This window comes from Nonomuraea maheshkhaliensis, from assembly GCF_039529435.1.
Taxonomy (GTDB): Bacteria; Actinomycetota; Actinomycetes; order Streptosporangiales; family Streptosporangiaceae; genus Nonomuraea; species Nonomuraea maheshkhaliensis.
Genome location: NZ_BAAAMU010000079.1, coordinates 36,102 through 47,969, shown reverse-complemented (window position 1 = coordinate 47,969; position 11,868 = coordinate 36,102). Strand labels below are relative to the sequence as shown.

Annotated in this window: 13 protein-coding genes; 4 read left to right on the top strand and 9 right to left on the bottom strand. The window is 71.2% G+C overall.

All coding sequences use genetic code 11. The features are described from left to right. Positions 1 to 521 (bottom strand): SRPBCC family protein (locus tag ABFX54_RS38135; RefSeq protein ID WP_346111638.1); only part of this gene is annotated, 521 nt, incomplete at its 3' end. A 95-nt stretch (positions 522 to 616) separates the two neighbouring features. Here ABFX54_RS38135 and ABFX54_RS38130 point away from each other — a divergent pair. The 3 genes from ABFX54_RS38130 (at position 617) to cydB (ending at position 3,987) form a co-directional block, all read left to right on the top strand. Then, on the top strand, positions 617 to 1,546 hold the full coding sequence (locus tag ABFX54_RS38130; RefSeq protein WP_346111637.1) for a polysaccharide deacetylase family protein: 930 nt from the start codon (positions 617 to 619) through the stop codon (positions 1,544 to 1,546). 196 nt (positions 1,547 to 1,742) lie between these two features. Then, the gene (locus ABFX54_RS38125) at positions 1,743 to 3,098 is read left to right on the top strand and encodes a cytochrome ubiquinol oxidase subunit I (RefSeq protein WP_346111636.1); all 1,356 of its coding nucleotides are present in this window, start codon (positions 1,743 to 1,745) and stop codon (positions 3,096 to 3,098) included. Positions 3,099 to 3,108: 10 nt separating this feature from the next. Continuing rightward, entirely contained in the window at positions 3,109 to 3,987 is an 879-nt protein-coding gene (cydB, locus tag ABFX54_RS38120; RefSeq protein ID WP_346111635.1) for a cytochrome d ubiquinol oxidase subunit II, read from the top strand. A gap of 14 nt (positions 3,988 to 4,001) precedes the next feature. Here the strand turns inward: cydB and ABFX54_RS38115 are convergent, their stop codons facing one another. Genes ABFX54_RS38115 through ABFX54_RS38095 form a run of 5 tightly spaced genes read right to left on the bottom strand, consistent with a single transcriptional unit; the run spans position 4,002 to position 8,546 of the window. Beyond that, entirely contained in the window at positions 4,002 to 4,733 is a 732-nt protein-coding gene (locus ABFX54_RS38115) for an ABC transporter ATP-binding protein (protein ID WP_346111634.1), read from the bottom strand. Beyond that, positions 4,726 to 5,457, bottom strand: a complete 732-nt coding sequence (locus tag ABFX54_RS38110) for an ABC transporter ATP-binding protein (protein WP_346111633.1) — start codon at positions 5,455 to 5,457, stop codon at positions 4,726 to 4,728. Before ABFX54_RS38110 ends, ABFX54_RS38115 begins: the two co-directional genes overlap by 8 nt. Beyond that, positions 5,454 to 6,413 carry a branched-chain amino acid ABC transporter permease gene (locus ABFX54_RS38105; RefSeq protein WP_346111631.1) on the bottom strand — a complete coding sequence of 320 codons (960 nt, stop codon included), beginning with the start codon at positions 6,411 to 6,413 and terminating at the stop codon, positions 5,454 to 5,456. The genes ABFX54_RS38110 and ABFX54_RS38105 overlap by 4 nt, the downstream gene beginning before the upstream one ends. Positions 6,414 to 6,441: 28 nt before the next feature. Continuing rightward, positions 6,442 to 7,320 carry a branched-chain amino acid ABC transporter permease gene (locus ABFX54_RS38100; protein WP_346111630.1) on the bottom strand — a complete coding sequence of 293 codons (879 nt, stop codon included), beginning with the start codon at positions 7,318 to 7,320 and terminating at the stop codon, positions 6,442 to 6,444. Further along, a complete protein-coding gene (locus tag ABFX54_RS38095) occupies positions 7,317 to 8,546 on the bottom strand; it encodes an amino acid ABC transporter substrate-binding protein (RefSeq protein WP_346111629.1) in 1,230 nt (409 codons plus the stop codon). Before ABFX54_RS38095 ends, ABFX54_RS38100 begins: the two co-directional genes overlap by 4 nt. A gap of 101 nt (positions 8,547 to 8,647) precedes the next feature. Between ABFX54_RS38095 and ABFX54_RS38090 the strand changes: the two genes are divergently transcribed. Next, the gene (locus ABFX54_RS38090; protein ID WP_346111628.1) at positions 8,648 to 9,748 is read left to right on the top strand and encodes a LacI family DNA-binding transcriptional regulator; all 1,101 of its coding nucleotides are present in this window, start codon (positions 8,648 to 8,650) and stop codon (positions 9,746 to 9,748) included. Positions 9,749 to 9,817: 69 nt separating this feature from the next. Here the strand turns inward: ABFX54_RS38090 and ABFX54_RS38085 are convergent, their stop codons facing one another. The 3 genes from ABFX54_RS38085 to ABFX54_RS38075 form a co-directional block, all read right to left on the bottom strand. Further along, complete coding sequence (locus ABFX54_RS38085; protein WP_346111627.1) at positions 9,818 to 10,234, bottom strand: hypothetical protein; 417 nt, start codon at positions 10,232 to 10,234, stop codon at positions 9,818 to 9,820. A 65-nt stretch (positions 10,235 to 10,299) separates the two neighbouring features. Next, complete coding sequence (locus ABFX54_RS38080) at positions 10,300 to 10,725, bottom strand: hypothetical protein (protein WP_346111626.1); 426 nt, start codon at positions 10,723 to 10,725, stop codon at positions 10,300 to 10,302. Positions 10,726 to 10,810: 85 nt separating this feature from the next. After that, positions 10,811 to 11,812, bottom strand: coding sequence for a leucine-rich repeat domain-containing protein (locus tag ABFX54_RS38075; protein WP_346111625.1), 1,002 nt, complete (start codon positions 11,810 to 11,812; stop codon positions 10,811 to 10,813). Between the last annotated feature and the right edge of the window lie 56 nt (positions 11,813 to 11,868).

Below are 11,868 nucleotides of genomic sequence, written 5' to 3'. Positions count from 1 at the left end.
GCGAGCCCGCCCGGCGCGGCAGGCGTGAGGGGCGTGCCTGGCGTGACGGTCGTGCCGTAGGGCACGGGCTCGCAGATCTCGGCGGGCGCGCGCAGGTGCTCGTCCACGGCCGTGAAGAACTCCGCCGCCGTCCGCCTGGCCGCCGCGCCCAGCATCCGCTGCCCGACCCCGCCGATCATGCCGCCGATCACGGCCTCGGCGTCGTAGTCGACCCGCGTCCCGCCGTCGACCTCGCTCAACCGGACCTGGACGGTCGCGTCCACAGTGCCGGGCGCGCCCTGCCCGCACGCCCGCAGCGTGAAGCTCTCCGGCGCCAGCGGGTCGCCCAGCGAGACCTCTCCCTGGTAGACGCCCTTGATGGAGGCCACTCCCGCGTTGACCGTCATCCGGTACGTGTCCGGCCCCGTCTCCTCCAGCCGCTCGCATCCCGGAATGGTGCGCACCAGCACCTCCGGATCCCGCAGCGCCGTCCACGCCTGGTCCCTGTTCACGCCGATCACGGCGCTGCCCGCCACCTTCATGGGGCCACTTTAGGCAGACGGGGACGGCCCGATAAGGGCAACACCTGCCAGACGCGGGCCCGGCGCCATGATCAGGACTGGCAAGATGGTGCCTCATGCGCAGGGGACGGAGGACGCACGGGGCTAGCGACGGGGCGAGCGACAGGGTGATCGGCGGGCCGATCGGCGCAGCCGCCGGACGGGCGCTCGGCGGGGCGTGTCTCGTGATCCTGGCGGCCTGCGCGCCGGCGGGGACCGGCACCGGAGCTTCCGGATCGGCGACTCCCGCGACGGCCCCCTCGACCACACCCTCATCCGGGCAGGCCACCAGCAAACCGCCCGCCGGCCCGCCCGGTGTGAAGCCCAGGGCGGGTGAGGTGCGGCCGATCGAGCACACCGGCGACCTCCCGCCCGTGATCAGCTCCATCCCCACCAAGCGCAAGGTCGTCTTCCTGACCATCGACGACGGCTGGGAGCAGGATCCCGGGTTCGCCGCGCAGATCCGCGACCAGCGCATCCCGGTCACCGCCTTCGCCATGCGCGACGCGGTCGAGGCCAAGGGCACTCCGGACGAGGCGGGCGGCCGGGCCCGTTACGTCGGCGCCGGCAAGTGGGGATATTTCCGGCAACTTCGGGACGCGGGGGTCCCGGTCGAGAACCACACCCTCACCCACCCCGACCTGCGCCTCCTCGGCCGCGACGCCCAGCGGAGGGAGATCTGCGGCGCCGCCAAGCTCATCGGCAAACAGGTCGGCACGCGGCCCACGCTGTTCCGTCCGCCGTTCGGCGCCTACAACACCGACACGCTCACGGCCGCCAGGAGCTGCGGAGTGACGGCCGTGCTGCTGTGGACCGCGACCGTGCAGCCGGGCGGCAAGATCGCCTACCAGGTGCCCGACAAGCGGCTGCGCCCCGGCGACATCCTGCTGATGCACTTCCGCCCGAACCTGGCCAGGGACTTCCGCGTCCTGGTCGGCAAGATCCGGCGGCGCGGCTACGAGCTGGGGAACCTTCAGGCGTACCTGGCCGCCGCCCGGATCCGCTGAGGTCCGCCGCGCGGCGTACCCGCTTGTCAGCCCGGCGGGGGACGCGCGAAAGAGCCCGCACGCGCGATCCTCGATGACCGTCAGCAATCGAGCAAAAGGGATGTGACCAAGAACGCATCCCATTGCTCTACAGCTTGTAGTACTACTGTGGGTAGATGTACTACAGCTTGTAGAGCTCAGGGAGTCGGCGGGGAGAATGGACGCACTAGACCTTGCGCGGTGGCAGTTCGGGGTGACCACCGTCTACCACTTTCTGTTCGTGCCCTTGACCATCGGTCTCGGGATCTTCGTGGCCGGCCTGCAGACGGCCTGGCACCGCACGGGCAAGAAGCAGTACCTGACGCTGACGAAGTTCTTCGGGAAGCTGTTCCTGATCAACTTCGCCATGGGCGTGGTGACCGGCATCGTGCAGGAGTTCCAGTTCGGGATGAACTGGAGCGAGTACTCCGTCTTCGTGGGCGACGTCTTCGGGGCGCCGCTGGCCATGGAGGCGCTGCTGGCGTTCTTCATGGAGTCCACGTTCCTGGGCCTGTGGATCTTCGGCTGGGACCGGCTGCCGAAGCGGGCGCACCTGGCCTGCATCTGGGCGGCGGCCATCGGCTCCAACATCTCGGCCTACTTCATCCTCGCGGCCAACGCCTGGATGAAGCACCCCGTGGGCTACGAGGTCGTGGACGGCAGGGCCAGGATGACCGACCTGTGGGCGGTGCTGACCAACTCCACGGCGCTGGCCCAGGTCCCGCACGTGATCGGGGCGGCGTTCATCGTGGCGGGCGGGTTCGTGCTGGCGGTGTGCGGCTACTGGATGTTGCGGACGCGGCGTACCGGCGGGGGCGAGATGTGGCGCGGCGCGGCCCGCGCGGCGCTGGTGATGACGGCCGTCGCGGGAGTGCTCGTCGCGGCCACCGGCGACACCTCCGCCAAGCTCATGTACGAGCAGCAGCCGATGAAGCTGGCCTCGGCCGAGGGCCTCGAACGCGACACCGCCGCGGCCCCGTTCAGCCTCGCCCCCGGCATCGAGATCCCCGCCGTGCTCAGCTTCCTGGCCACGAACGACCCGGGCGCCACCGTCCAGGGCATCGAGGACCTGCAGCGGCGCTTCGAGCGGCAGTTCGGCCCCGGCGACTACCGGCCGGACCAGACGATCGTGTTCTGGTCCTTCCGGGTGATGATCGTGTTCGGCCTGTCCACGGTGGGCCTGTCGGTGCTCGGGCTGTGGCTGACCCGCCGCCGGCGGCCCTTCCCCGTGTGGCTCTCGCGGGCGCTGCTGGCGTCGCTGCCGCTGCCGCTGGTCGCGGTGACCGCCGGCTGGCTGCTCAGCGAGATCGGCCGCCAGCCGTGGACGGTCGCCGGCGAGCTGCTGACGGCCTCCAGCGTGTCGCCGGGCGTCTCCCTGGCCGAGGTGGCCACCTCGCTGACCCTCTTCACCCTGCTCTACAGCGCGCTTGCGGTGGCCGAGACCGTGCTGCTGACCAGGCACGTCCGCACGGGCGTGGAGGAACGGGCGCCGCTGCCCGCGGCCGAGCGGCGCGAGCCGTCCCTGATGTACTGAGGAGCAGACAATGATCGAGTTGTGGTTCGCCGTCATCGCCTTCCTCTGGACCGGCTACTTCGTCCTCGAGGGCTTCGACTTCGGCGTCGGCATGGTGGCACCGCTGGTGAGCAGGAACGGCGAGGAGCAGCGCGCCGGCCTGGCGACCATCGGCCCGGTGTGGGACGGCAACGAGGTGTGGCTGATCACCGCGGTCGGCGCCATGTTCGCCGCCTTCCCCGTCTGGTACGCGGGCCTGTTCAGCTCCTTCTACCTGCCCGTGACGCTGGTCCTGGCCGGGCTGATCGTGCGCGGCGTCGGGCTGGAATGGCGCGGCAAGGTGACGAACCCGGTCTGGTGCGACCTCGGCATCGTGGTGGGCAGCGCGCTCCCGGCGTTCCTGTGGGGTGCGATCTTCGCCTCGCTGCTGTTCGGCGGCGCCGCCCCCGCCCTGCTCGGCGGCGCGTTCACGCTGGCCGTGTGCGCTCTGCACGGTGCGGTCTTCCTGGCGCTGCGGACCACGGGCCCGGTGCGCCGCCGCGCGCGGACCGTCGCCATGGCCGCCGGCGCCGTGACGATCCCGGTGGCCGTCTTCGCCCTGTCGAGCCTGGGCACGGCTCCCGCCCTGGCCGCGATGGCGGCGCTGGCCGCGGCCACGGCGCTGATCTGGCGGCGCAGGGAGGGCTGGGCGTTCACGGCCACGGCGGGCGCGATCGTGCTGACCACGCTGGCGGTCTTCATGGAGCTGCGGGTACGGCCGCTGCCCGGGCTGACCCTGGCCGAGGCGGCCTCCGGCGATTACACGCTGACCATGCTGACCTGGATCGGGCTGATCACGCTGCCGTTCATCATGGTCTACCAGGGATGGACGTACTGGGTGTTCAGGAAGCGGATCAAGGTGCCCGCCTGACCCACGGCGGACGCTCAGCCGGCGGGGGCGCCTCCCAGGTAGAGGCGGCCCAGCCGGGGGTCGGCGGCCAGGTCGCGGGCCGGGCCGGTGATGTGCACCCGGCCGAGGTCCAGCACGCAGCCGAGATCGGCCATCTCCAGCGCCCTGCGCGCGTTCTGCTCCACCAGCAGCACCGCCACGCCGGTCCTGCGCATGAGGTCGATCTGGTCGAAGACCACCTGCGTGTTGCGCGGGTCGAGGCCCATCGACGGCTCGTCGAGCAGCACCACGGACGGCTCCAGCATCAGCGCGCGGGCGAACTCGACCTGCTTCTGCTGCCCGCCGGACAGCAGCCCCGCCATGCCGCCCCACCGTTCGCGCACCACGGGGAACAGGTCCTTGACCACCTCGATCCGCTCCTTCAGCCGGGCCTGGTCGCGGACGGTGAACCCGCCGAGCCGCACGTTCTCGGCCACGGTCATCTCGCGGAACACGCTGTGCCCCTGCAGCACGTGCGCCAGGCCGAGCCCGAGCAGCCGCTGCGGCGACAGGCCCGTCACGTCTTTGCCGGCCAGCAGCACCCGGCCCGACCTGGGCGCGAGCAGGCCGCTGGCCACCTTGAGCGCGGTGGACTTGCCCGCGCCGTTGGGGCCGACGAGGCAGACGACCTCGCCGGCGCGGACGGTCACGTTCAGCCCGCGCAGCACGGGCGCGGCCCTGCCGTAGCCGGCCACCACGTCCTCCAAGGACAGCACCGTTTCAGACACCGAGATACGCCTCCAGCACCCGCGGGTCCTCCCGGACCTCGGCGGGCGGCCCCTCGGCGATGGGCGCGCCGCGGTCGAAGACGATCACGTGGTCGCACATGCCCATCACCATGTCCATGTTGTGCTCCACGACCAGGAAGGTGCGGCCCTCGGCGTTGAGGTCGCGGACGAGGCCGGTGATCCGGTCGATCAGCGCCGGGTTCACCCCGCCCGCTGGCTCGTCGAGCAGCACGAGGTCCGGCTCGGCCATGAGCACCGCGGCCAGTTCGAGCAGTTTCTGCTGGCCGTAGGACAGGTCGCGGGCCTCGGCCTCCTCCAGGTGCTCGATGCCCATGCGGCGCAGCCAGTGGCGGGCCCGTTCCGTCTCGCCCGCGTCGCGCAGCCCGGCCATCAGCTCGCGCAGCCGGGTGCGGCGGACCGCGACCAGCATGTTCTCCAGCACGGTCAGGCGCGGGAAGACGCGGCAGAGTTGGAAGGTGCGGCCGATGCCCGCGTGGGCGATCCGGTGCGGCGAGTGCCGGGTGATCTCCCTGTCGCGGTAGAGCACCCGGCCGGAGTCCGGCCTGATCAGGCCGGTCACGATGTTGAAGAACGTCGTCTTGCCCGAGCCGTTCGGCCCGATCAGGCCGTTGATCGCGCCGTCGCGCAGCTCGACGGTGACGCCGTTCACGGCCAGCACGCCGCCGAACGACTTCGTCAGCCCCTCCGTCCGCAGCGAGCTCATGACGAGACCCCCTGCAGCCGCTGGTCCGCGCTCTCGTCGGGGATGGACGGGCCCGCCCGCCGCCGGGTGAACCTGGCCAGGATGCCCTCCGGCATGAACAGCACGACCAGCACGAGCACCAGCCCCGTCGCGGTCAGGTGGATCTGCGTCTCGCCCAGCGCGATCAGGAAGTACTCCCCCGCCGGGGCCACGATGAGCGCGCCGAGCAGCGGCCCGAGCAGGTGCCTGACGCCGCCGAGCAGGCTCATGAGCACCATGTACGAGCCGATCAGGATGGAGAAGACGAAGATCGGGTCGAGGCTGCCGAACCAGAGCGCGTACAGGCCGCCGGCCAGCGCCACGAACAGGGCGGACAGGGCGAAGGCCGCCACCTTGTACGCCCCCGTCGGCACCCCCAGCGACTCGGCCTTGTCCTCGTCCTCCCTGATGGCCCGCAGCCCCGCGCCGAAGCGGGAGCGGGAGATCTGCCACCAGGCCAGCAGCGCGACCCCGAGCAGCGCCAGGAACAGGTAGAAGAAGACCAGGTGCGTCTGGCCCCTGTGCAGGTCGGGGAAGGGCGAGGGCACCTGGAGGCCGGTGGAGCCGCCGGTCAGCGAGCGCCAGCCCTGCACGACGAGGTTCATCATCGACACGAGCGCGATGGAGACGATCACGAACGAGGCGCCGCGCACGCGTACCGCCGCGATCCCGACGCCGACGGCGAACACCGTGACCAGCAGCGCCGAGACCGGCAGGGCGACGAGCCAGGGCACGTCCAGGCGCACGACCAGCAGCCCGGTGCCGTACGCGCCCAGCCCGAAGAAGGCCGAGTGACCGAGCGAGACGTAGCCGGTGAAGCCGCCGAGCAGGTTCCAGGACGTGGCCATGGCGGCGTACATGACGGTCAGCGCGCCCGCGTACACCAGGTAGTAGTTGGGCACCAGCCACGGATAGGCGATCGCCAGCACAGTGATCATCAGGGGGACCAGCAGGGACAGACCTCTTCTAGAAACGGTGCGCAAGCCGGCCTCCGAAGAACCCCTGGGGGCGGACGAGCAGGGCCAGGAAGAGGAAGACGTAGAACATCATGGTGGCCCAGGTCGCGTCCACGGTCACCAGCACGACGCCCTCGACCACGCCGAGCAGCACGGCCGCGAGGGCGGCGCCGGTCACGCTGCCCAGGCCGCCGACCACGATGACGGCCATGAGCTTGCCGATCCAGACCCAGTGGGAGGCGGGGAAGAACGGCGTGATCAGCGCCAGCACCGTGCCGCCCACGGCGGCCGTGGCCAGGCCCACGCCGAAGCCGTAGCCGGCCACGCGCTCGGTCTGGATCCCGACCAGCCTGGCCGCCTCGCGGTGCTGGATCGTGGCCCGCAGCGCCTGCCCGAACCTGCTCCTGACCAGCACCGCGAACAGCACGGCCAGGGTGAGCCCGGCCACGCCAAAAGCGATGATCTTGTCGTACGGGAGGTGCACGCCGGCCACGGTGAGCGAGCGGGTGGCGTAGTCCATGCTGACCGACTTGTAGGAGCCCGTGTAGAACGTGCCGAGCAGCCCTTCGATGGTCAGCGCGAGCCCGAAGGTCAGCAGCACCGACATCATCGCCACGTTCTCCGGCGCCAGGCGGGCGATGAGCAACCGCTGCACCGCCACGCCCAGCGCGAAGAAGAGCGGCACCGTCACCGGCAGCGCCAGGAACGGGTCCACGCCGAACGCTGTGTGCGCGGTGTAGGTCAGGTAGGCGCCGAGGAACAGGAACGCCGGGTGCGCCACCATGACCACCCGCATCACGCCGAAGTACAGCGACAGGCCGGAGGCCAGCAGCGCGTAGAGCCCGCCGGTCAGCACGCCCAGGGCCAGGCCCTGCGCGAGCAGGCTCACCACGGCTTCTTCGGGTAGACGATGCCGGCGGTCTTCGCCTGCTCGGGCAGCACGATCTCGACCTTGCCGTTCACGTACTGCTGGATCATGTGCGCCTGCTCGGGGCGGCCCTTGTCGTCGAACGACAGCGGCCCCACGACGGTGTCGAACGTGGCCTGCCCGATGTGCGCGGTCAGCTTGTCCTGGCACTCCTTGGACGGGTCGGCGCACTTGGCCGCGTTCACGGCCGCCTCGACGATCTGGCCGACGGTGTAGCCGTTGGCCGCGTCCTCGTTGGCGTCGCCGCCGAACATCTCCTTGTACCGCTTGACCAGCTCCTGGTTGCCGGTGAACGTGGCGGTGGCCGACCAGCCGACGGGCGAGATGACGTGCTCGGCCGCACCCTTCACCGCGGCGGGGAACTCGGCCAGCGTCGGCCCCGTCGAGAACGCGGCCAGCTTCGGCTGCACCTTGAGCTCCTGCAGCGCCCGCACCAGGCCGACCGAGTCCTCGAACTGCGTGCCGCCCACGACCAGGTCGGGCTTGGCCGCGGCGATCTTGGCGGCGATGGGCGCGAAGTCGGTGGTCTCCGGCGGGTACACCTCGTCCACGACCGTCTTGATCCCGGCCGCGGCCAGCTTGTCGCGCAGCCCGTACGCGGTGCCCTGGGCGAACGGGTCGTCCAGGCTCGCGTACGCCGCCGTCTTCGGCCGCTGGTCGGCGGGCAGCTCGGTGAGGTAGTCGGCCAGATAGTCGTAGTGGTCGCTCGCGATGGCGGGGGCGGCGTAGAAGAGCCGCTTGAAACCCTGCTCGAAGACCTCGGCGGCGGCGCCGGCGGGCTCGACGAACAGCATGCCGTACGACTCGGCGACCTTCGCCGCCGGGATGACCAGGCGCGAGGAGAACGGCCCGAAGACCAGGTCCACCTTGTCCTGGGTGATGAGCGACTCGTAGTCGGAGCTGACCCGGTTGGGGTCGGAGGCGTCGTCGCGGAAGATCAGCTCGACCTTCCTGCCGAGCAGGCCGCCCTTGGCGTTCACCCGGTCGGCCCAGACCTGATAGCCCTCCTGGATGCCCTTGCCCGGCTCGGAGAAGTCGCCGGTGAGCGGGAGGGAGACTCCGATCCGCACCGATCCCTTCTGCTGTCCCGGCGACTGCGCCGCGCCGGGTTCGTCGGTCTTCGCGCAGGCGGTGAGCGCCAGCGCGCAGAGGGAGATGATCGCCAGGCCCTTGCTTACTCTTGCCATCGAGGAGACCCCCGTCAGAAGAGGCGAGCGAAAGCGCTTTCGTAAGCGCTTTCGGTTACGATTACACGGGATCTCGCCCCATACAAGGGGGTACGCACCGCATGGCAGAACGCCCTTCCCCGCGGCCTTCCCCACCCGACGCCCTCGTTGGTTCCTCACCCGGCGCGCTTCCCGGGGCTCTTCCCGGCCCGCCGCGCCTGATCGACGTGGCCAGGGCGGCCGGGGTGTCGCTGGCCACCGCCTCGCGCGCGATGACCGGCAGCGCCGGGGTGAGCCCCCGGGTCGCCGCGCACGTGCAGGCCATCGCCGCCCAGGTGGGGTACGTGCCCAACAGCCACGCGCGGGCGCTGGCCGGCGGGCAGGCGTCCATGGTCGGGCTGGTCGTGCACGACGTGGGCGACCCGTACTTCGGCGAGATCGCGCGGGGCGTGCTGCGCGAGACGGACAGCCGCGGCTACCTGGCGCTGATCAGCCAGACCGAGCGCGACCCGCGCGCCGAGCTGGCCAGGATCCGCGCGCTGCGGGCGCACCGGGTGACCTCGATCGTGCTGGCCGGCTCGGGCTACGTGGACGCGCGCACCGAGACCGGCATCGCGGCCGAGCTGGGCTCCTTCACCGCGGCGGGCGGGCGGGTCGCGGTGATCGGCCGGCACCATCTGCCGGTGGACGCGGTGCTGCCCGACAACGCCGCCGGCGGCGCGACCCTCATGCGTCACCTGCTCGATCTCGGCCATCGCCGGCTCGGCGTGCTCGGCGGCCCGGCCAACCTGACCACGGTCGAGGACCGGCTGGCCGGGCTGCGCACCGCGTACGGGGCGGCCGGGCTCGACTGGGCGTCGGTGCCGGTCGTGCACGGGGACTTCACCCGCGAAGGCGGCGCGGCGGCCACGGCCCGGCTGGTGCGCGCCCACCCCGAGCTGACGGCGGTGGTCGCGCTCAACGACCCGATGGCGGTGGGTGCGCTGTCGTGGCTGCTCAACCACGGGCGGCGGGTGCCGGAGGAGATCTCGGTGGCCGGGTTCGACGACGTACCGGTGGCCAGGGACGTCTATCCGGCGCTGACCACGGTCAGGCTGCCCATGGTCGGCATGGGCAGGCAGGCCCTGGAGCTGGTGCTCAAGCCGCCCGCCACCCGGCCGCGCCGCCGGCGTACCCGGCACGAGCTGGTCGTCAGAGCCTCCACGGCCGCGCCACGCCCCTGAGAGAGGGTCGGGCGCGGTACGGAAACGCGCCGGCCACCGGATTCACGGTCCGGTGGCTGGAAGCGTGCGTCAGCCGACGACCTTCATCCGCTTGGTCCGGTGGTCGGTGAGGTGCAGGTCGCCGCCGAGCCGTTCCCTGAGCAGGTCGAGCACCTTGCGGCTGGACAGGACCGTCCAGAGGTTGCCCACCAGGTGCGGGTTGTACTCGGGAGCGGCGTCCATCCAGGCGTCCTTGCCGGTCTGGCTGGCGAACGTCGTGACGAAGAACTCGCCGTCCGGTGTCCGGCAGAAACCCGTGCGGATCTCGGCGGCGTCGACCTGCATGCGAGGCGTGCAGCCGACCTTGGCGGAGATCTGCTCGACCGTGAGCGGCGCGGCGCCGGCCAGCTTGCCGGCCGACGCGACGTAGCCGCCGCTCCCTGAGGAACAGCCGGCGACCAGCGCCGCCAGCAGCGCGACAGCGGTCAGGCGGGGAATTGTCGTCATGTGCGGGGGTACGCGGCCCTTCCTACCTCGGTTCAGACTCATACCGTCCGGATATCCGGGCCCGGCTACTTCGGCGCAGGCGTCTTGGAGACCCGGTGGTCGGTCAGGTGCAGGTCGCCGTTGAGCGGGCCCTTGATCGTCTCAAGCACCTGCAACGGCCCCAGCACGGTCCACTTGGGTCCGACCAGATGGGGGTTGTACTCGGGAGCCCGGTCCATCCACTCGTCCTTGAGCTTCTCCGTCTTGAAGGTGTTGACGAAGAACTCGCCGTCCTGCGTCTTGCAGTACGCCGTACGGACCTCGTCCGCGTCGACCTGCATCTTCGGCTTGCAGCCGACCTTCTCGGAGATCTGCTCGATCGTGAGCGGAGCGGGTTTGGGGGGCTGGTTCTTGCCTGCTGCGACGTAGTCGCTCCAGCCGCCCCCTGAGGAGCAGCCGGCGACCAGTCCGGCCAGCAGCGCGAAAGCGGCCAGACGTGGAAATGTCGTCATGTGCGAGGGTACGCAGGCCCGCCCGGCGCGGTTCACCACCGGACGACACCGGTTCGCCACCAGCTCGCCACTGGGCGCTCCAGGCTCACCTCAGCACGACGCACCCGCGCGCTTCGAGCCGGGCCAGCACCTGCGGCTCGCCGTCCAGCTTGTTCCACCGCAGATCGAGTTTCTCCAGGTCAGGAAGGGTGTCCGGAAGTTCGCGCAGCCGGTTGTTACGCAGGTCGAGCTGCTTCAGCCCGGCGGGCAGCGACTCCGGCAGCCGGCCGAGCCGGTTGTCGCGGAGGTCGAGCACGTTCAGCGCCTCCGGCAGCCGCCCGGGCAGCTCCCGCAGCCGGTTGCCCTGGAGGTGCAGTTCGCGCAGCCGGGGCAGATCGCCGATCGTCTCCGGCAGGGACTCCAGCCGGTTGCCGTAGAGCCGCAGCTCCACCAGCGACGTCATGGAGCCGAGCGAGGCGGGCAGGCGGGTGAGCCGGTTGTCGGTCAGGTTGAGGTAGGCCAGCCGGTCGAGCCGCCCGATCGACTCCGGCACTTCGGTGAACAGGTTGTCGCTGAGGTAGAGGTAGTCGGTCAGCGGCAGGTCGCCGAGCTCGGGCGGGATCTCGGTGAGCCGGTTGTGCCCGAGGTCGAGCATGCGCAGCCGGGACAGGGCGCCGATGCCCGCGGGGAGCTCGGTGAGCGCGTTCTGGCCCACGTTGAGCGATTCGAGGCCGGTCAGCTTCCAGAGCGTGTCCGGGAGCGTGGTGAGGCCGTTCGCGCCCGCGGCCAGGTGCCTGAGCGTCGCGGGCAGCCGGTCGGGGAGCTCGGCGAGCCGGTTGCCGTACAGGAAGAGCCTCTCCAGGCGGGGCGGGCAGGCGGGGAAGGACGTCAGCGCGTTGCCGTCGAGGTGCAGCGCGCGCAGCGCGGTCAGCCCGGACAGGTCGGGCAGCGTGCGCAGGCCGTTGCCGTCGAGGCGCAGCTCCTCCAGCGCGGCGAGCCCGGCCACCCGTTCCGGCACCTCGGCGATCTCGTTCCAGGCCAGGTCGATCAGGCGGACGTCATCGGGCACGTCGGGAAAGACGGTCAGACCGGAGTCGGGGGCGCGCATGCCGTAGAGCATCCCACCCCGACCGGCCCACCTGCAGCGCGCTCGCCCGCCTCGAT